The organism is Halalkalibaculum sp. DA384, assembly GCF_043951955.1.
GTDB lineage: Bacteria > Bacteroidota > Rhodothermia > Balneolales > Balneolaceae > JAMQKA01.
In genome coordinates, this window is record NZ_JBINJE010000007.1 from 103,352 (window position 1) to 123,915 (window position 20,564).

The following is a 20,564-nucleotide window of genomic DNA, read 5'->3' on the forward strand; positions in this document are numbered from 1 at the left end:
TCCAGGCTGCCTGCGCAGATCGGTATAATCGTTGGTTTATCCGAGCTCGTTCAGAAACGACCCGAAATCCAGGATTTGACGTAACCCCAAGCTCCCCTATGTGTCGGTATTCACTGCCTTCTGCTATCTTTTAAAGCGGGATCAAACCTGTCCTGAATTTGACCTGCGTTTGATTTCGTCTTTGTAATATAGTGGCCGCCTCGCACAGACGCCGATAAAAAGTATTTTCAGGTGTTCAGGTTGCAACAACCGGTCATTCATCCATTCCAACTTTGTCGGTTCGAGCTGCTGGGCACCCGGAATATATTCTCCTGATGTGGTAAGTGGCTTCTATCAAATACTGGCAAAAACGGGCAATAAAAGCTGTGATAGGGGATTGGCACTTCAAAATTTCTACTCTTCTTGATGAAAGATCTTGGGCATATCGAAAATATATTACCGCAGATTTTCCGGTAAACACCGCACTTTTTTAAATCCCGAAAATAAAGGTAAAAGCCTACAGAACGATTTTATATGTAGGGAAATCCCTTACGCGTTTATAAGGGATTGACCCACAAGATGCAGAAATGTATTTTTAATAAAGTATATATCGGCTTTAGGAATGCATTGGGAACGTTTTAATAATATTATCATATACAGGCTAGCATAGTTTGCTGCTTATCAACATTGACAGGTGGATGAACTACGGTGAAACTTCTTTGGGATTATGGAAAACTACATACTGAATAAAGAGTTGAAGAGTCTACAGTTTACGGTATGGAATGAAGGGGTAAGAGAAGGACAGGCACATTTTGAGGGCAACTTGAAAGAAACCCTGGCCTATCTGCAGGAAAATTCAAATAAAGGTATGGAAGTTTCAGCATTTGACCCGGAGTATATGCATTCCCTGCAACCGGTACCTGCCATGCAATGGCTTATTTGGTATTACCGTACGGCCCTGACCTTTTTGGAGGAAAACGATTTTGAAACGGCTGAATTGATACCCTATCCCTCCAATTCCAGTTCTTAACCTGTTTACAAATTTGAAGAGTTGCGTCATAACGTCAATAAACCATCTTTTTTATGTCAACAGAGGAAATGTTCAAGGTTAAACAAGATTTAACTCCATTGGCAAATGCAAGCCTGATAAATCAAGGTTTTCTGCGAACCATCCTTGAAACACAATCTAAAATATTAGCCCATATTGAAGGCCGGGAACAAGAACAGGTCATTGAAGGGCTGTATGATCGTGTGAATGAAAATATATGTCACGCGGTGGAGCAGCACAGGGAAAAATTTCCGGAAGTATACTTGGATTGACTGCCGGCCGGGGAGCTGGAACCCGGTGGTATTCTGATTTTTGGGGCGCTTTATATTCATCGACTGTCGCTTTTTTTGGATACAACCCTTCGGAACCGGTGACTAGCTGCTTGTGATGAGCGGTACCGGTCCCGAATTTTCTGTCTGACCAGGCGAGGGGAGTACTCTTTCCAACGCGGTGTGCTTAAAATGTCGCAATCAGATTCATTCTCAAGTATTGGTTGCGTGGATGTCTGGCAATTTCCTGCATGCCAGGTGGTTCCCGGAAAGCCTTTTGACCTGAATGTGGTTAGCAGGCTTATTTTACCATTCTGTGAGAAAATTAAGGGGTACTGCTTCAAAAGTTATTTAAAAATATTATCTATCTTTAATTATTTGATATTTATAAATTTATAGCTAAAATTAGGAAAGCATTTGGGAGGAGACGTAATTCTGGTATCATCCTTTCAACAATCATATAGATTTGAATAGGTTTAAAATTGATATCAGGATAGAGAGAGAAATAGATTTACAGGCGTTGTGAAAGTAGTATCTGAGACATCGATCCATCTCTTCCTGAGCAGAAGACACATTTAATCATCTATAAGACAAAAAGAGGGATAAATCATGGAGACGACGTACATTTTGAACAAAGAACTGAAAAGCCTTCAATTTTCAGTATGGGACAAGGATAGTTACCGGGGACATTCGCATTTTGTTGGCGATGTGGTAGAGACTGCAAAGTTTCTTCGGGAGAACGAAACCGATGACATGGAGGTTTCAGCGCTCGACCTTGAGTACATGCATTCTCTTGAACCTATTCCTGCCGTAAAATGGTTGATCTGGTACTACCAGACAGCACTCACCATATTAGAGGAGAATGATTTTGACGAGGCGGTGCTGGTACCCTATCCAAGCAGTTCGCTGGAACTGGTGAGCTGAGCTACGGGGTAGCAGCAATCCCAAACGGGTAGCTCTATTCGGCTCCTGTTTCCGCCAGTTGTACTGATTGGCAGGAGACAGGAGCGCTTTTTAAGGTTCATTTTTTCTTCACTCAAAAAATGAACAGGGAAAGCTGATAAACGGAGTTGGACACAAGAGCGGGGACATTTCACCTCCTCCCGGAGGGAGATGATCGACTTCAGCCGTCCTAGCGTCGGTATGAGGGGTTACCGATCGCCAAGCGAACTCTTGCAGTCAGGAGAACACCTCCCCGGTACATTCCGTTAAAACACGGAATTCAGGTACCCTCCTCAAGGAAGGACGTTACATCAACGCTGTTTATCCCAAGTTGACATTAATAAAGAATAAAGATAGAGAATCAAGATCTTTCGGCATTAATGGCTTCTCGTCGGCGCTTGCTTATTCCCATTACAAAGATCGGGACGACGTAGAGGGTGAGGATGGAGCCAAAGAAGAGTCCCCCGATCACTGCGCGGGCCAGGGGCGTCCAGATTTCGGCACCGGTACCGATTCCCAGCGAAAGGGGGATCATCGAGCAGATGGTGGTCAGTGCGGTCAGCAGAATTGGGCGCATTCTGCGCTTGCAGGCCTCAATAACATTGTCGAATTCAGTGTCGGAATGGGCATTATTCTTGGTATACAGGTGCATGTAATCCACCAGCACAATTCCGTTGTTGACGATGATACCCACCAGCATAAACATGCCGATAAACGCAGTGGCGCTCAATGGGGTCAGCGACAGCCAGAGTCCCACAAGTGCTCCGAAAAAGGCCAGCGGAATAGAAAACCATATGACAAAAGGATCGCGGAAGTTTTCAAATAGCGAAGCCATGATCATGTAGGTTAGCGCAAGGGCAAAAAGAAGTGACCACATAACCTCGTTAGCCCCCTCGTCAGCATCGCTGGTGCCGCCGGTAAATTCGTACCGGTAACCTTCGGGAAGAACAACCTCCTGTTGAATCAGGTCGATGACCTGCTCCCGATACTGGTTTGGATTTCCGGCGACCTGGATGTTAACATCGAGCACCGTTTCTCGGTCGCGCCGGGATATCTCATTGACCCCCTCGGTGCTTTCAAAACGTCCCAGTCCGGCCACGGTCACGCGCTGGCTGTCGACTTGAATCAGCTCGAGGTCGAACAGCTCTTCACGACTGGTCAGCGCCGCTTTTTGAGCACGCACCTGAATGGGAACCTCCCGGCCTTTTTGTCGAAGATATCCTACCCTCGTGCCCTGCACCTGGGTTTTGAGCGAAGTGGCCACTTCATTCAGCGAGCTGCCCATGCGACTAATCCGCTGCCGGTCCACATGAAACTGCATTTCAGGCGTGGGATCGGTGCGGCCGTTATCGACAGAGATGACGCTGGAATCAGCAAGCATCTCCCTCTCAATTTTATCTGAAATCGCCTGCAAAATCTCAATATCAGGACCGACAAGACTCAGCTGTATTCCGCCGCCAAAACCGCCAAAGCCCCCTCCGCCACCGCGTATATTCAGCTCAACACCAGGAGCCGAAAGTTGCTGACGAAGGCGCGCTGAAAATTCATTCGTCGTTACCTCCCGCTCGCTTTCGTCAACCAGGTTGACCGTAATTTCTCCTATATTGGTGCGGCTGGTAAAACCACGCTGACCAATATTGGTGATAACCGTTTCAACTTCAGGATACTGTTCAATCTCTGTTCCAAAGCTTCGTATCACCTGTGCCGTGCGTACCAGTTTTGTACCCGATGGCAGCTCCACCGTCATGGAAACCTGGCCGGAATCAGACTCGGTAAAAAATTCAAATTCAAGGGTATTGTAGAGTGTATATGTTCCCCCCAACAGGGCGGCGACGAAAATGAGAACAATCCACTTCCGAAACATCAGCCAGCGCAGGGTACCGGCATACCAGTCTTCCAGCTTGTGAATACCCTTGAATGAACCACTGTGTCGCTTGAACTCCTCTTTATTCAAAAATAGCAGGGAGAGCACCGGAACAAGGATAATTGAGGCGATAAATGAGATAATAATGGCAATACTGATCGTGAGTGCAAACTGGGCAAAAAACTGACCCTGTACTCCTGAAATACCCACAATAGGTACAAAGACGCCCAGTGTGGTCAGGGTTGCGCCGAGCAGGGCCCCGATGACTTCATTGGTCCCCTCGAGGGCGGCCTGCATTTTGGGGAGATCCTCTTCCAGTTTTCGGGCAATGCTTTCGGAGACTACGATTGCGTTATCCACCAGCAGCCCCACGGCCAGTGCGAGCGCGGTGATTGTAAGGATATTGAGCGTAAGTCCGGCGGCGTACATGGCGGCAAAGCTGGCAGTAACAGAAACCGGGATCGTAGCTGCCACCACCAGTGAAATGCGCCACCCGCCCATAAAAATCAACAGCACAATAATAACAACGATCAGCGCCGCCAGGGCCGACTGGGTGAGATTGGAAATGGAGTTTTCAACATTTTCGCCGTCATTGGTGAGAACCTGGAGGTTTACGCCGGGAGGTAGGTTGGCGTTGATGGAGGGCAGTTCAGCCAGCACCGCGTTGGTGACATCCAGCGTGTTGGCGTCCGATTTTTTTTGGACTTCAACCGTGACGCTGTTTTTGCCGTTGATCTCGACCAGGGTGGTAACCTCGGCGTAACTGTCTTCAACTTCGGCCACATCCTTGATCCTTACCGGAATCCCGTTGTCGGAGATCTTGATGATGGTTTGTCCGATCTCCTCCACATTTTGGTACATTGATTCGGCAACCAGGCTAAAGTTGTTTTTGCCGGTGATGATATTTCCCATCGAAACCTGGGCGTTGTTAGACCGAAGTACGGATTCGATATCAGCAGGTACCAGCTGGTGCTGGGCGAGCGACATGGGGGAAACGTTGACATAGATCTGGCGCTGCAGTCCCCCGCGGGTATCGGCCGAGGCTACCCCCTCCAGGCGCTCGATACGGGGTTCAATAAACTCCACCCCCAGGCGGCGCAGCTCATCCAGTCCCTTGTTTTCGGTGTCAAGGCTGAGCCGCATAATCGGGAAGTTGTCGGGATCAAACTGGAAGATAACTGGTTCTGCAGCCTCTTCGGGCAGTTCATTCCGGATTCGGGCAATCGCTTCCCGCACTTTGAGCTCGGTATTGCGGATATTGATCCCGGTTTGGAGTTCCAGTATTATAAAAGCGCTTCCCTTGCTGATATTGGCCCTCATCTCATCAATCCCTTCAATTGAAGAGATGGCGCCCTCCAGCGGCTCCACAACCAGTTTTTGCATATCCTCGGGGGCCACATTGCTGTAGTTCGACTGCACCGCAAGGATCGGGATATTGAATGAGGGATAGAGGGTTACCTTAAGGTTGGAAAGCGAAAATACACCAAAGCCGATGACAACCAGGGTGATCATGATAACGGAGATGGGCCGGCGGAGAACCCGACCGGCGACAGTGAACTTTTTCATAATACGGTCTTCTTAGGTTTCATCGGTTTCCGTTAGGGGGTCGATTTTGTGTACGGCATCGAAGCCCAGCTTTTCTACCGTGCGGTTGATCAGCATGTAGAGGCAGGGTACGACAAAGAGCATCAGTACGGTCGACATCGTCAGCCCTCCAATTACGGTCCGGGCCATCGGACTCCAGGTTTCGGACCCCGAACCGAGCTCCAGGGCCAGCGGCACCATCGACAAAATAGTGGTAAAGGCAGTCATCAGGATCGGCCGCAAACGTCGCCCCGCGCCCTCGACGATGGCATCGTGGCGCGACATTTTCCTTGCCTGCAGGATTTTGATATAATCGATCATCACGATTCCGTTATTCACAACAATACCGGAGAGCAATATCAATCCCACCATCGACGTAACGCTGACAGAGGTGCCTGTCGCCCAGAGTACCAGCAGGACGCCCGTGAGTGCCAGCGGGATCGTCAAAATAATGATAAACGGTTCCACCAGGCTTTCAAACTGGGAGGCCATGACCATGTAGGTGAGGATACCCGCAATGATAAATGCAATCAGCAGGTAGTTAAATGAGTCTTGCTGTTCTTCGGCCGAACCCGCAATTTGGTAGCGATATCCCTCCGGCCAGTCAATAGTGTTGAGTTGTTCACGGGCGCGGTCAGAGGCGGTTTTCAGATCGATGCCGGAGAGATCCGCGGAGACTTCAGTGACACGCTCCTGGTTGACGCGAATGATATTTGTCGGCCCGCTGTACCGCTCAACACGCGCCAGGTTCGAAAGCGGAACCCAGTCGCCCGAAGGCGTTTCTACCTGGATATTGCGCAAGTCGCTGACAGAAGCCTTGTCGGTCTCTTCCAGCTGCACGCGTACTTCGAACTCGATACCCTGGTCAACGTAGGTTGTGGCCAGGTTGCCCTGCACTGCATCGCTGATAGCCGAGGCCACCTGCGAGGTGTTCATCCCTATACGCGAGATGCGCTCCCGGTCCATTGTGATGCGCAGTTCCGGGCGTCCCTGGTCGGCGGTACTGAATACATTTACAATCCCATCGATATTATCCAGCCTTGCTTTAACTCCATCGGCCAGCTCCTGTTTGGTGGAGGCCTCAAATCCATAGACCTGCACAATCAGTCCGTTTTCCGCTTCCGGGCTCAGCGGGTCTTGTTGCACTTCTTTAATTTCGGTGCCCGGTACGATTTCGAGAGCATCCAGAAGGCTGGAGGTTATTTCGGCCTCGGGGCGCTCCCGCTGTTCCTGGGGAATCAGTTCAATACGGACGGTGCCCTGGTAGCCCCCGGGGTTGTCGGCCCCTTCGATCCCCTCTTTATCTCCAAAATCCGAAACAACAAGCCGGGCTTCCGGCACTTCCCGGTCGATAATTGATTCGACTTGCGAGATCGAGCGTTCCAGCTCCAGCAGGCTGACCCCGGGCTCGCGCTGGACATCCAGAATAAACCGGTTGTCATCCACCTTCGGGAAAAACTCTCCGCCCAGGAGGCCAAATAGAGGAAGAGTAGCCAGGAAAAGGACAACGGCAGATACTATGACAAGCCCGCTGTGGTCAAGCAAACCGTCCAGGGTATTCTTGTAGGAATTTTCCAGCCGCTGCAGGTAATTGCTGATCGCCGGTCCCACTTTTTCTGAAAAGAATGAACCGGTTTTTTTACCGATAAACATGGCGCTGATGTACAGAGGGTATACCAGCGCACCCAGCAGCAGGAGGGGAGAAGCCGCAATTCGCTTGTAGATATTATCCCGGCTCCAGTCCAGCAGTTTTTTGAGATAGTTCCGGGTATCCCGATCATCTTCTTCATCGGTGTCGAGCAGCTGTGAGCTCATCATGGGGATGATGGAGAGCGCGACCAGGGACGAGACGGAGAGGGCAAACGAGATAGTAAGAGCCAGGTCTCTGAACAGGAAGCCGGCAATACCGGGAACGAAGAGGATCGGGATAAAGACCACGAGGGTCGTCAACGTTGATATGACCACCGGCACGGCTACCTCCTGGGCGCCAAATACTGAGGCTTCCTTGCGATTGTGTCCCTCCTCCTTAAACCGGAATATATTTTCGAGGACGACCACGGCATCATCCACCACCATGCCTACCGCGAGCGTTAGTCCCGACAGCGATATGATATTGAGGCTCAGGTCCGCCCAGTCCATGATGCTGAATGTGGAGATGATGGAGACGGGAATGGAGATCGCAATAATGAGGGCTGAGCGACCGCTGTGGAGGAAGGCAAGCAGGATAAGCACCACCAGGATTACGGCCTGCAGGCCGGTCCACAACAGGTTGTCAATCGACATTTCGATGAAGTTCGCCTCGTTGGTGAGCACGTCGATGTTGACGTCTCCGGGCAGAATCTCCTGCAGGTCATCGATGCTCTCCACCACGGCGTTGGCTGTAGTCACAACATTGGCATCGCTCTGGCGGTAAACATTGATGATGACCCCTTCATTGCGGTCGACATGCACATTGCCGATCGGCTGGGCCACCCCGTCTTCCACATCAGCAACATCTGCCAGCCGCAGCGGTTCGCCTTCACGTTCGGCGATAATCGTATTGCGGATCTGCTCCACGTTTTCAAACTCCCCGATGGTGCGAAGGGAGTAGATAGTTCGGCCCTCGACGAGTTCTCCGGCGGGAACCTGGATGTTTTCCTGCTGCAGTTTGCCGGCGATGGCTGAAATGCTGAGATTGTACGAGCGCATCTCCTCATTGCTGATATCAATATTTATCTGGCGTTCGTATCCCCCCGATGTTTCGCTTGACGCCACCCCTGGTATACGCTCCAGGCGCTGTTCCAGCTGCTGCTTTGCGATCGTGCGAATTTCGCGGGGACTCCGAATATCGGAGGTCAGGGTGAGCACGATGATCGGTTCCTGGTTGGGATCGTAGGAAAACACAATCGGCTGTTCGGCATCGTCGGGGATGGTACGGCGCACAAAATCGAGCTCTTTCCTTACATCCGATTCTGCGATATAGAGGTCGGTACCCCAGTCAAACTTCAGTTTAACCACCGACGCGCCCTGGTTCGAGATTGAACGGACCCTGCGCACGCCGCTGATACTTCCTACCGCTTCTTCTATTGGGCGGGTGATAAGGGTTTCTATATCGCCGGGCGCTACGCCCTCGTAGGTGGTATACACGGTAATCGTGGGGAAGGATACATCCGGGTATAGATTTAATCTCAGGTTGGAGAGCCCGAACAGACCAAAGCCAATGACAATAAGGCTGGTCATGAAAAAGGTGACCGGCCGCTCAACCGCTTTTCTGGCTAACGCTTTCATATTGTTGGATTGTGATTCTTGGCTGGAATTTTAGTGTGGCTGAGCTTTTCTTAATCTGTTTCTTGTGTTTCCGGTGTTTCAATGGGTATTGCTTCCGGATCCTCGAAGTCCTGCTGATCCGCAACCCGAACGCGGGTACTGTCATCCAGGCTGTTTTGCCCGGTAATCACTATTTCATCACCCGGCTGAATGCCTTCCAGTACCTCTATGCGGTCGCCCTGTTCAATTCCCAGTTTTAGTTCACTGCGGACTGCAAGCGTATCATTCCGAACAACAAATACAGAGTAACTGCGCTCCAGCTGAATGGTGTTCGACTCCGGTTCAATGAGGGTTTGTACATTTTCGACAAGGGCGGCCCGCGGTATGACGACCGCATTTTCATGAGTTTCAACGTTGATAGTGGCCTGAACCAGCACACCCTGGTATATATTCTGGCCCTGCTCGGTCAGGCTGATCACCACTTCCCCGAGTCCTGTTGAGGGATCCAGGCGGGGACTAATCTTGGAAACTCTCCCTTCTCCGGTCACATCCGGGTGATTTGAGACGCTAAATGTCACTGGCTGTCCTATCTTTACGTTGCGCCACTCTTCAAACGGGAGGTATACGCGACATTGATACCCGGTTAGGTTGGCAATCTCATAGGCTGTCTGCCCGGTTGTGGCAAGATCGCCTTCCGATATATTTCTCGTGAGTACGACGCCATAAACCGGAGATCGGATTTCCGTGTTCATCAGGTTTTCACGGCTCTGTGTCAGGTTGGCCCGTGAGGCTTCATACTGCGATCGGCTGTTTTGAAACGTTGCCCTGGCATTGTCAAATTCGGTGGAACTGATCAGCTCCTTTTTAAATAGTTCCTGCTGGCGCTGAAACTGCAGGCTGTCGCGTACATAGGCGGCCCGGCTCTGTTCCATCTGCGCTTTGGCCTGCTCAAACTGATCTCTGAACGGCACGTCATAAATTTTGGCAAGCGGGTCACCCGGTTGTACCGTATCCCCGAGGTCCGAGTGAATCTTCGTGATCCTGTTTGACACCTGGGGAACGACATTGACGATCTCCTGGGCACGGATATTTCCAAATGATTTGATCTGCTGGGAAATATCACGGGTTTCTGCTGTTATTGTTTCAACGCTCGTTGCCGGAGGGGGAGAATTGAAGTTTTCCCCGCCGGGATTTGCGCCTCCCCCGCTACAGGCTTGAAGTAACAGGAGAGCTGAAAGTATTACAAATATTGATAAATTCGTTTTCGTTTGAATCACGTTAACTCAGGTTTTGATTTTGATGTCTGCGGAATTGGGGCGGCGCCATGCAACTTGAAGGTTCAGATATGGTTCCATTCATTTCGCCCCGAGATATTGAGTGTTACCCTAATGATTACGGAAACCCTACGAATAATGAGTGCTTGGGTTACAAACTTTTAGATATTAGCATAACTTACTGTTATTGCCTCGGTTAAAAAGTTATAAAGGTTGGCTTGATCTACAGGGTGTGATGGTATCACCTCTCCATGAAATTTGATTTGTGCATGGATAATCGGTTTTAATCCAATCATAACGGGTAGCGACAATTTGATCGCCTAAGGGAGAATAACAAGCAAAACTGAATGAAATTTGAGGGACTTGACGAAACCTGTGCCTTACCTGGCCCAGCCAATTCACTCATTTACAGAGGATTTGAAAAACCAGCAATTTTGTTCAGAGTCAAAGGCCTGCCCGAAATCAAAACCGCAATTAATACTCCATACATGAGGACTTCGAATGCGTGAAAATGTCGGGACTGGGTAAAACATTCGAATCACCGTTCGGAGGGAGTTGTATTCCCGCCTTACTCTGCTATATGAAGTCGGTGGTACAACCACCTCCCAACTAAGCTTCAGGTTCTGGAAAGGTCTCTTGATGAATGTGTCTTTGAGTAATCACGTGAGACGAGAACACCAGTACAATCATTATTAGGGCTTTTATGAAAAAGTCTTGCAGATCTTGGCCTTGACAGAGGTATTCGTCGTATTAATTGAAAAAATGCTTCTCGTACCAAAGTCACCACTTGCAACGTGTTCAGGAGACCAATATTGGAACCCTCGACCTTCAACCTTCAACCTTCAACCTGCAACCTGCAACCTGCATGCCCTATCTGTGAAGGTGGTAGCTCCAGGCCGAGGGGGATTACGCGTCCCCCCGTACTAATGATTTGTGGAATTTGTCGGTATTAGCGCTCCAGCATGTTGCGTATTCCCACCTCGAGGCCGCGCAGTTCCGCAAGCCCGCGGAGCCGACCAAGGCCCGAATATCCGGGATAAGATTCTTTCTGAAGGTCGTCGAGCATGCGGTGGCCGTGATCCGGTCGCATCGGGATATTCAGATCCGTTCGCCCTTCCTCCCTGCGGCGGTGCTGTTCCCGGATGAGTGCGTACATCACCTCAAACATGCCGGCATCGCCCTCCAGGTGATTTGCCTCATAAAAGCTGCCGTCGTCCTCGCGTTGCACACTTCTCAGGTGGATAAAGTTGATGCGATCTCCCAGTCGCTCAACCATTCCGGGCAGGTCATTGTCGGCCCGTGCCCCGTAAGACCCGGTACAGAACGTAAGCCCGTTGAATGGGGTGTCGATCACGTTGGTAAGCTCCCTGGCATCGGCTTCGGTGCTGACAATACGGGGGAGCCCGAACAGCGGGTAGGGAGGATCATCCGGGTGTATCGCCATGCGGACGCCGTGCTCCTCGGCCACGGGGATAATCTCTTTTAGAAAATCATGCAGGTGTTCGCGCAGTTGCCGATCGTCGATATCGTCGTATTCGGCCAGAAAATCACGGAACTTTCCCACCGTCATCTTTTCGTCGCCCGGCATTCCCAGCAAAATGGTTTCGGTCAGCTCCTGTATGGCGGCTTCATCCAGGGAATCCAGGTATTTTTGGGCTTTTTCCTGCTCTTCTTCGGAATAGTCGTTGTTCGCTTCTTCGCGTTCCAGGATGTAGAGATCAAACGCCGTGAAGGCGGTTTTGTCGAAACGAAGAGCCGTGGAGCCATCCACCAGCTCAAAATCTATATTGGTGCGGGTCCAGTCGGTCAGCGGCATAAAGTTGTAACAAACGGTGTGGATTCCACACTCGGCCAGGTTTCGGATCGACGTTTTATAATTCTCGATCCATTTTTCATGCTCACCGGACTGTTTTTTGATATCCTCATGCACCTGGATGCTCTCGACGACCGACCAGGTGAGGCCCTCATCCTCGATCTCTTTTTTTCGCTTAGTAATCTCTTCAACGCTCCATGCCGCGCCCGTGGGCAGGTGGTGCAGGGCGGTAACGATGCCCGTCGCTCCCGTTTGTTTTATTTCAGGCAGCTTAATGGTGTCGTAGGAGCCGTACCAGCGCCATGTCTGTTCAAATTGCATAAATTGTCGCCTATAAAATTAATTAAGTGTTAGTTTCGTACTGATCTTACCAGCTCGATCGTATTTCGCACATGCTCCTCGAGTCCTTCGAAATCCCTGTTTGCCAGGTGCTCTTTGGTTATCAGGTCGGAGCCCATGCCAACGCAGGCAGCCCCGGCGTTGAACCAGCCCGAAAGATTTTCTTTGGTTGCTTTAACACCGCCGGTCGGCATCAGGCTGGTCCAGGGACAGGGAGCAGTCACGGCCTTGATGAAGCCGGGACCGAGTTGGCTGCCGGGAAATATCTTCACAATTTCGGCGCCCAGCTCTTCCGCTTTTGATATTTCGGTCAGTGAACCGCAGCCCGGCGACCAGAGCACTTTTCTGCGGTTGCAGACTTTGGCGACATCTTCTTTCAGCATGGCCGAAACCACAAAGTTGGCTCCCATCTGCATGTAGAGAGAGGCGGTGCCGGCGTCGGCTACCGAGCCCACACCCATGATCAGCTCCGGCAGTTCCTGTTCAGCGAACTTATTCAGCTCTGCAAAAATTTCATGGGCGTGATCCCCGCGGTTGGTGAATTCCAGCAGCCGGGCTCCGCCCTTGTAGCAGGCCTCCAATACGTTTTTACTTAGCTCAAGATCATTGTGGTAAAACAGCGGAACGAGCCCTTCCGCCTTCATGGTGGTTGCTACTTCAATTCGGGTAAATCGTGCCATGTCAAGAAATTTTTGATATTGAAATTAGGAATCACAAGCGGATTGCCAGGTATAGAAACCAGAGGCCCTTGCTGATTTCGGTTTCACAAAGGCCTCTATTGATAATAATTGTTAAATGCTGGTCAGGGCATTCTGTGTTATATATAATACAGGAATTCGCCCTTTTACCGGGATACCCGTCCGGAGGCGTCGCCCTCCATCAGCTTTTCGACCTCTTCGACGGTCGAGAGGTTGGCATCGCCGTAGATGGTGTGCTTCAGGCAGGAAGCGGCCACAGCGAAGTCAAGGGCTTTCTGGTCGTCTCCGTCAAAATTGATCAGCCCATAGATCAGTCCCGCCATGAACGAGTCGCCCCCGCCTACGCGATCCACAATATGGGTGATGTCGTAGGTGGTGGTATCCAGGAATTCCTCCCCGTTGTACAGCACGCCCGACCACGTGTTGTGGGAGGCGCTGATAGAGCCTCGCAGGGTCGTGATAATTTTCTTGGACCGGGGGAACTGCTCATAGAGTTGTTCGCAGACCGAACGGTAGGCTTCCGAATCCACGGTGTCGCCCTTGGTCACATCTACGTCGGCCGGGTGAATTCCAAAATGTTTTTCAGCGTCCTCCTCGTTTCCGAGAATGATGTCGCATCCTTCCACGAGTTCCGGCATTACGTCTCCGGGCTCTTTACCGTAGTTCCAGAGTTTGGCACGGTAGTTCAGGTCGGTGGAGACGGTCACGCCCAGCTCGTTGGCCGCTTCTATAGCCTCTTTGGTGGCGTCGGCAGCCCCTTGTGATATCGCCGGGGTAATGCCGGTCCAGTGAAACCACTGCGCCCCGTCAAAGACCTTTTCCCAGTTGATCATCCCCTTTTTAATCGTGGAGATGGCCGAGTGAGCGCGGTCGTAGACCACTTTGCTTCCGCGGCTGACGGCCCCGGTTTCCAGGAAGTAGATTCCCAGCCGTTCTCCCCCAAAAATAATGTTGTCGGTTTGAACGCCCCGTTTTCGCAGTTCGCCGAGCGCGCATTGGCCGATGTCGTTGTCGGGCAGCCGGGTCACGAACTCCGCCGGCATCCCGAATGTGGCCAGGGAAGAGGCTACGTTCGATTCGCCCCCGCCATAGACCACATCAAACGAGGCGGCCTGTGAAAATCTTAATTTTCCCGGTGGTGAAAGTCGCAACATGATTTCACCAAAAGTGACTACTTTATCCATATCAATCCCTTCCTTGTGTTAGCTTTATTTAAAATTCGAAATATGAGTTTGCGTTTTGGTAGCAGATATCGGAAATAATTTTACCGGTCCATTCGATATCATCGGGCATCTGGCCGTTTGCCAGGTCAGCGCCGACAAGATTGCAGAGCGTTCGCCGGAAATACTCGTGCCGGGGATAAGACAGAAAGCTCCTGGAATCGGTCAGCATCCCTACAAAGCAGCTCAGGATTCCCATGTTGGAAAGTACATTCATCTGCTCTTCCATGCCATCTTTCTGGTCGAGGAACCACCATGCCGATCCGTACTGCATCTTGCCGCGGACCGTCCCGTCGTTGTAGTTGCCGGTCATGGTGGCAAATATCGCATTATCTGCCGGGTTGAGGTTATAAATAATGGTTTTCGGCAGCTCCTTGGTTTTGTCCAGCGTGTCAAAAAACTGCACCATGCTTTCTGCCTGGCTGTAGTCGCCGATGGAATCGAACCCGGAATCGGGGCCGAGCTGCTCCATCATGCGGCTGTTGGCGTTGCGGAGGGCACCGAGATGAAATTGTTGTACCCAGCCTTTCTGCGCGTATCGACGTCCCAGTTCAAGCAAGATGGCATATCGCAGCGACTGCTGCTGTCGCAGACTAAGATCTCCGCCGCTGCGGACAGTATCAAAATATTTTTCAATTTCCTTCTTTCCAACCGGCTCCCCCTGCAGCGTTTTGATCCCGTGATCCGACAGGCGGCAACCATGATTTTCAAAAAAGTCCATCCGGTTGAACAGCGCCTCCAGCAGGTCGTCATAATTGGTTATGCTGATGCCGCTGGCCGACTCCAGTTTCTGCAGGTAGTTGTTGTAGGTATCGGGATCGCTGAAATTGTAGGCCGCATCGGGGCGGAAGCCGGGCAGAACTTTTACCTCAAAACCATCCTGCTTGATTGCCCGGTGATGTTCAAGTGAGTCGGTGGGGTCATCGGTCGTGCAGATCACCTCCACATTCATGCGGGTGACCAGGCTGCGGGCGCTAAATTCGGGTTCCTGCAACATTTCCGTACACCGGCTGTAGATCTCATCAGCCGTATCGGGGGTCAGCAGCTTGTCGATCCCGAAATACCGCTTCAGTTCCAGGTGACTCCAGTGATGCAATGGATTGCGCAATGTGTAAGGGACGGCTTCGGCCCACTTGTCAAACTTGGTTTTATCATCGGCCTCACCGGTGATAAATTTCTCATCCACACCCAGCGTCCGCATGGCCCTCCATTTGTAGTGGTCGCCGCGGAGCCATATGTCGGTCAGGTTTTCAAACTTGCGATCGGCTGCCAGGTCCCCCGGCGGAAGGTGGCAGTGGTAGTCAATAATCGGTTGGTCAGCCGCGTAATCATGATATAGAGTTTCGGCGGGTTTTGAGTCGAGAAGAAAATTTTCAGATATAAAATTACTCATAATACTGTTCCTAAATTAAGACTGTAGAGGCAGATGCAATCGTTTGCAGAAATAAATATTTGTTTTAAGAATTGCAAAAAAAATCATTCATTTTCACAAAAAGATGTGACCATGCCGGGATGGTGTTACCGTTTCTTCAGTGTGGAGGCCCTGGTTATGAGTTTGGGTTCCAGCACCTTTTGCTGAGGTTCGAACTCCTGCTCCTTCGATTTCATCTGCTGGAAAAAAAGTTCAGCGGCCATTTTCCCCATCTTGTTAGTCTGCTGGTCGATGGTGGTCAACGGGGGATCAACCAGGGAGGTGAACTGCTCGTTACTGAACCCGGCGACGGCGATTTGCCCCGGCACGTCGATATTTTTCTCTTTCAACACCTGGATGGCGCCGATGGCCGCGTAGTCACTTGCCGAAAAGATCGCATCCGGGGGATTCGAGAGGGAGAGTAACTGTTTCATCGCCTCCGATCCGGAGTCAAGCTTGAGTTTGTTTTTAATGATGAGCTGCTCATCGACCGGTAAATCATGTGCTTTTAATGCGTCCTTGTAGCCTCTTAACCGTTCCTGGTAAATATTTATATGCTGTTCTCCTGCAAAATGGGCGATCCGGCTGCAACCCTGGTCAACCAGGTGCTCAACCACCTGGTAGGCGCCCCGGTAATCGTCTACGACTACGGAGCTTGTGTGAAGGGAGGGGTTGACCCGGTCATAAAAAATAAGCGGAATATTACTGTCCAGCACCTTTTGATAGTGAGCGTAATCAGCCGTTTCCATGGCGATGGATGCGAGGATGCCGTCTACCTGGGCTTCCAAAAGAGCATTGATATTTTTTTTCTCCTTTTCAAACGAATCGTATGATTGGCAAATGACGACGTTGTAACCGGTGTCGTTAGCCAGCTCTTCGACCCCCCTGATGATTGAGGAAAAAAAGTTTCTGTCTGCGGTGGGGACCAGGATTCCGAGCAGGTTGCTGGTGCCTTTACGCAGCGCAGCGGCGATATTGTTATACTGGTAGTTTAACTCCTCCGCTTTTTTTACCACCGCTTCCTTGGTTGAATCACTTATGCGGGGATGGTCCTGCAGCGCCCGGGAAACGGTTGAAGCGGTCACTCCCAGTTCGTTGGCAATATCACTAAGTCGAATTTTTTTTTCACTCATACAAATTCAGGACAAATCTTAATTATATAGCTAAAAACACTCCCGGTAATAAATTGATACGGGTATTTATTCCCTTTATTCTAACAATTTTTTATGGACTTAGTGAACTTCTTTTTTTATTGGCGGTCCTTGTAGTGGGACTTCAACCAACATTTGCAAAAGCATTTGCAATGAAAATATTATTGTAGTAGGTTATTGTTCAATCGATTGCACAAAATAAAACAAATCTGCCTTAATAGTAATTATTATCGTAGATTGTTCTGTTAAATTTAATCAGGCAATAACCTTTTATCGTTGAAATGAGCTTATAATTCGTTTGGCAGCTGGCTTGACTGCAAAAATGGATCTATTTCATTTTGACCTGACTATTGTGGAAAATACTGGGGAACTATGGGATAAGTTACGATACAAGTAACAGGCACATCTTTTGTCGGTAAAGGGGATAAACTCACATTTTTTAATTAGACAAGGAGTATGTAATGGGAGGAAATATGGATAGGTATATCTTATCAATTCGAAGTTCAACGGTGGTTCAAGTTTGTTGTATCGCTGTCTTGTGTTCGATGCTGACTGTTTCTGCGGCATTTGCGCAAGGGACCGGATCTTTTGAGGTATCAGGTACGGTAACGGAAAGCGAGACGGGCGCTCCGATTCCCGGTGTCAACGTGCTGCTTATCGGTACAACTACCGGAACAACCACGGATGCGTCGGGTGCATACCAGATCAGCGTTAACAGCGAGACCGACACCCTCCGGTATTCTTTTGTAGGGTTCCAGGACCAGGTAGTGCCCATAAATGGTCGCAGTACCATTAATATCGCCCTGGAAACAGAAACGTTTGCCGGTGAGGAACTGGTCGTCGTCGGGTATACCACCCAGGAGCGGCAAAATATTTCCGGTTCTGTCTCAAGTGTTGATGTTGAGGGACTTACCGAGGGCACCACGGGCCAGGTTACGAAGCAGCTGCAGGGACGGGCTTCCGGGGTATCGGTCGTTTCATCTGGTCAACCGGGTGAGGAACCGGACGTCAGAATACGGGGAATCAATACGTTTGGAAATAACTCTCCCCTGTATATCGTCGATGGTGTTCCCACACAGAGTATCAACTCGTTAAATCCCAGCGACATAGAATCGATGCAGGTTCTGAAAGATGCCTCCGCCGCCTCAATCTACGGCGCCAGAGCGGCCAACGGGGTTATTGTTATTACCACAAAAAGAGGGCAGGGAGATGTAACGGTAGAATACAACGGGTATGCCGGGTACAGTATCCCCAAAAGCGGGAATGTATGGAACATTTTGAGTCCCCAGGAGATGGCGGAGTTGAAATGGACGGCTATTCGGAACTCGGGTGGAAACCCCGCCCCGGATCCCCAGTATGGAGACGGGCCGGAACCGGTACTGCCGGACTACATTCGACCCGCCGGAGAAATGATCGGCGATGTTGACGAAGAAAATTACTTTGTGAAACCGGAATATAAAGATCCTGCCGAGCTCAACACGTTTAACCAAATTGTACGGGCCAACAAGCAGGGAACCGACTGGTACGATGAGATATTTTCTCCAGCAATGACAATGAACCACGACCTGTCGGTCAGTGGCGGCGGCGAAATTGGCAACTATATTCTCACCCTGAACCATTTCAATCAGCAGGGTACGCTGGACCGGACATTTAACGAGAGAACCACCGTCAGGGTCAACAGCAATTTCAATATCAGTGATAATGTTACAATCGGGGAAAATCTCTCGTACTCTCATTCCGAGAGTCCCCAGGTAAATGCTCTTAGTGAGGGCAGCGCGATAGGGATGTCTTACCGCCAGCAGCCAATTGTTCCTGTATATGATATTGCCGGCAACTTTGCGGGATCAGCCGGGCAGCAGCTCGGGCAGGCCGTAAATCCGGTGGCACAGCAGTACCGAACCCGAAATAACCAGGCGCTCAACAACAGGTTGTTTGGTAACCTTTACGCTGAGATTGATTTTGCGGACAACAAACTGCAGTTTCGTTCCAACTTCGGTGGCGAAATTGGCTCCTGGACGAGCAAGTCTTTTACCTATCCCACCTATGAAAACGCAGAAAACAACTCGGTAAATGCGTTTAACCAGGATGGATCCAAATCCTACAGCTTTACCTGGAGTAATACGCTGACCTACAAAGATGAGTTTAATGATGTTCACTCATTAGAGTTGATTGCGGGTACGGAAGCCTACCACAACCAGGGAACCAATTTCGGGGGGTCGTCTCAGGGATATTTCTCCTTCGACCCGAACTATACAAATCTCTCTACCGGATCGGGTAACCGGACCAACTACAGCAACGAGTACCGCGACGGGCTGTTGTCCTTTTTCGGGCGCGTTGATTACAATTACGACAGCAAGTACATCATAAGTGCAACGCTGAGACGCGACGGCTCCTCGCGATTTGAGAATTACCAGTGGGGCATGTTCCCGGCCGGTAGCGTGGGCTGGCGTGTTTCCCAGGAACCGTTCATGCAGGACATATCCTGGCTTTCTGAGCTGCGTGTACGCGCCGGTTACGGGGTTATGGGGAATCAGCTGAATGTAGACCCGAACAACCCGTACAACCTGTATGTGGGTGACAATTCATCCTCATTCTATCCCATCAACGGCAGCAACAACAGCGTACAGCAGGGATTTGAGCAGAGCCGTATCGGAAACCCGGATGCCAAGTGGGAAAAGAACATAAGCGGTAACCTGGGTATTGAGACCATTCTTTTCGGCGACAGACTCGAAATTGTAGCCGAGTATTACTGGAAAGACGTCAAGGATCTGTTGTTTAATCCACGGTTGGTGGGTACCGCCGGTACCGCCACACCCCCGTATGTGAATGTGGCCAATATGAAAAACAGGGGGGTCGATGCCATGGTGACTACGCTCGGAGATATCGGCAACGATTTCAGCTATAATGCGAGCCTGACCTTTACCTCGTATCAAAACGAGATCGTGAAGATTTCCGAAATCAGCGAGTATTTTAGCCAGGACAGCCGCCGATTTGGCTCGGATATCATCCGCAATGAGGTAGGTCAGCCGATCTCCTCTTTCTACGGGTATCAAATTGTGGGCTTTTTCAACAGCCAGAGCGAGCTGGACGAGGCCAACAACAGTGCTCCCAACGGCAACTACCAGACCGATGCGGATGTGGGAACTTTCCGGTATGCCGATATCAACGGCGATAATCAGATTACTGCCGACGACCGCACCTTCCTGGGTGACCCAAACCCGGATTTCACCTACGGGCTTGACCTCGGGCTCAACTACAAACGTTTTGACCTGAGCGCCTTCTTCTACGGCTCGCAGGGCAACGACATCTGGAACCAGGTAAAGTGGTGGACCGATTTTTATTCCAACTTTGCCGGTGCCAAAAGTCATGCGGCTCTGTATGATTCCTGGACGCCGGAAAATCAGGATGCCTCTCTTCCCATGCAGACCACCGGGGGCGGCGAAAGTACATCTACCGTACCGAACTCCTATTTTGTGGAAGACGGGTCATATCTGCGGATGAAGGAGCTGGTTGTCGGCTATACCCTGCCGGAAAGCCTGATCCAGCGAATATCAGCCTCCCGCCTGCGAATCTACCTGCAAGCTTCCAATTTATTTACCATTACCGGCTACAGTGGTATCGATCCTGAAATTGGAGGGGGCAATACGAATTTCGGTATTGACGAGGGAGCCTATGCAAGCACGCGCCAGTTCTTGCTCGGCATTAATCTTTCGTTCTGATAAATGA

The 20,564-nt window shown here is 50.5% G+C and carries 12 protein-coding genes; 4 read left to right on the forward strand and 8 right to left on the reverse strand.

All coding sequences use genetic code 11. From position 1 onward, the window contains the following. Positions 1 to 706: 706 nt before the first annotated feature. From ACG2E4_RS06390 to ACG2E4_RS06400, 3 genes are all read left to right on the forward strand, one after another. On the forward strand, positions 707 to 1,009 hold the full coding sequence (locus ACG2E4_RS06390; RefSeq protein WP_395276031.1) for a hypothetical protein: 303 nt from the start codon (positions 707 to 709) through the stop codon (positions 1,007 to 1,009). Between the two features lie 53 nt (positions 1,010 to 1,062). Further along, a complete protein-coding gene (locus ACG2E4_RS06395; RefSeq protein ID WP_395258808.1) occupies positions 1,063 to 1,299 on the forward strand; it encodes a hypothetical protein in 237 nt (78 codons plus the stop codon). 606 nt (positions 1,300 to 1,905) lie between these two features. Continuing rightward, positions 1,906 to 2,220, forward strand: coding sequence for a hypothetical protein (locus tag ACG2E4_RS06400; RefSeq protein WP_395276032.1), 315 nt, complete (start codon positions 1,906 to 1,908; stop codon positions 2,218 to 2,220). A 379-nt stretch (positions 2,221 to 2,599) separates the two neighbouring features. Here ACG2E4_RS06400 and ACG2E4_RS06405 read toward each other — a convergent pair whose 3' ends face one another. The 8 genes from ACG2E4_RS06405 to ACG2E4_RS06440 all read right to left on the reverse strand — a co-directional run bounded on the left by ACG2E4_RS06405 (position 2,600) and on the right by ACG2E4_RS06440 (position 16,820). After that, a complete protein-coding gene (locus ACG2E4_RS06405; RefSeq protein WP_395276033.1) occupies positions 2,600 to 5,668 on the reverse strand; it encodes an efflux RND transporter permease subunit in 3,069 nt (1,022 codons plus the stop codon). 12 nt (positions 5,669 to 5,680) lie between these two features. Further along, positions 5,681 to 8,953, reverse strand: a complete 3,273-nt coding sequence (locus ACG2E4_RS06410; RefSeq protein WP_395276034.1) for an efflux RND transporter permease subunit — start codon at positions 8,951 to 8,953, stop codon at positions 5,681 to 5,683. A 50-nt stretch (positions 8,954 to 9,003) separates the two neighbouring features. Further along, positions 9,004 to 10,209 carry an efflux RND transporter periplasmic adaptor subunit gene (locus ACG2E4_RS06415; protein ID WP_395276035.1) on the reverse strand — a complete coding sequence of 402 codons (1,206 nt, stop codon included), beginning with the start codon at positions 10,207 to 10,209 and terminating at the stop codon, positions 9,004 to 9,006. Between the two features lie 946 nt (positions 10,210 to 11,155). Beyond that, positions 11,156 to 12,340 (reverse strand): mannonate dehydratase, encoded by a 1,185-nt coding sequence (gene uxuA / locus ACG2E4_RS06420; protein WP_395276036.1) that lies wholly within the window; start codon positions 12,338 to 12,340, stop codon positions 11,156 to 11,158. A 29-nt stretch (positions 12,341 to 12,369) separates the two neighbouring features. Beyond that, positions 12,370 to 13,038, reverse strand: coding sequence for a bifunctional 4-hydroxy-2-oxoglutarate aldolase/2-dehydro-3-deoxy-phosphogluconate aldolase (locus ACG2E4_RS06425; RefSeq protein WP_395276037.1), 669 nt, complete (start codon positions 13,036 to 13,038; stop codon positions 12,370 to 12,372). 164 nt (positions 13,039 to 13,202) lie between these two features. Then, the gene (locus tag ACG2E4_RS06430; RefSeq protein WP_395276038.1) at positions 13,203 to 14,240 is read right to left on the reverse strand and encodes a PfkB family carbohydrate kinase; all 1,038 of its coding nucleotides are present in this window, start codon (positions 14,238 to 14,240) and stop codon (positions 13,203 to 13,205) included. 28 nt (positions 14,241 to 14,268) lie between these two features. Then, a complete protein-coding gene (uxaC, locus tag ACG2E4_RS06435; RefSeq protein WP_395276039.1) occupies positions 14,269 to 15,669 on the reverse strand; it encodes a glucuronate isomerase in 1,401 nt (466 codons plus the stop codon). 125 nt (positions 15,670 to 15,794) lie between these two features. After that, positions 15,795 to 16,820, reverse strand: coding sequence for a LacI family DNA-binding transcriptional regulator (locus ACG2E4_RS06440; RefSeq protein WP_395276040.1), 1,026 nt, complete (start codon positions 16,818 to 16,820; stop codon positions 15,795 to 15,797). Positions 16,821 to 17,383: 563 nt separating this feature from the next. Between ACG2E4_RS06440 and ACG2E4_RS06445 the strand changes: the two genes are divergently transcribed. Further along, positions 17,384 to 20,557, forward strand: coding sequence for a SusC/RagA family TonB-linked outer membrane protein (locus ACG2E4_RS06445; RefSeq protein ID WP_395276041.1), 3,174 nt, complete (start codon positions 17,384 to 17,386; stop codon positions 20,555 to 20,557). Positions 20,558 to 20,564 lie beyond the last annotated feature (7 nt).

Coding starts and splice junctions, on each gene's coding strand:
- ACG2E4_RS06405 (WP_395276033.1), bottom strand. CDS start 5,668: ATGAAAAAGTTCACTGTCGCCGGTCGGGTTCTCCGCCGGCCCATCTCC.
- ACG2E4_RS06390 (WP_395276031.1), top strand. CDS start 707: ATGGAAAACTACATACTGAATAAAGAGTTGAAGAGTCTACAGTTTACG.
- ACG2E4_RS06430 (WP_395276038.1), bottom strand. CDS start 14,240: ATGGATAAAGTAGTCACTTTTGGTGAAATCATGTTGCGACTTTCACCA.
- uxuA (WP_395276036.1), bottom strand. CDS start 12,340: ATGCAATTTGAACAGACATGGCGCTGGTACGGCTCCTACGACACCATT.
- ACG2E4_RS06400 (WP_395276032.1), top strand. CDS start 1,906: ATGGAGACGACGTACATTTTGAACAAAGAACTGAAAAGCCTTCAATTT.
- ACG2E4_RS06445 (WP_395276041.1), top strand. CDS start 17,384: ATGCTGACTGTTTCTGCGGCATTTGCGCAAGGGACCGGATCTTTTGAG.
- ACG2E4_RS06440 (WP_395276040.1), bottom strand. CDS start 16,820: ATGAGTGAAAAAAAAATTCGACTTAGTGATATTGCCAACGAACTGGGA.
- ACG2E4_RS06395 (WP_395258808.1), top strand. CDS start 1,063: ATGTCAACAGAGGAAATGTTCAAGGTTAAACAAGATTTAACTCCATTG.
- ACG2E4_RS06425 (WP_395276037.1), bottom strand. CDS start 13,038: ATGGCACGATTTACCCGAATTGAAGTAGCAACCACCATGAAGGCGGAA.
- uxaC (WP_395276039.1), bottom strand. CDS start 15,669: ATGAGTAATTTTATATCTGAAAATTTTCTTCTCGACTCAAAACCCGCC.
- ACG2E4_RS06410 (WP_395276034.1), bottom strand. CDS start 8,953: ATGAAAGCGTTAGCCAGAAAAGCGGTTGAGCGGCCGGTCACCTTTTTC.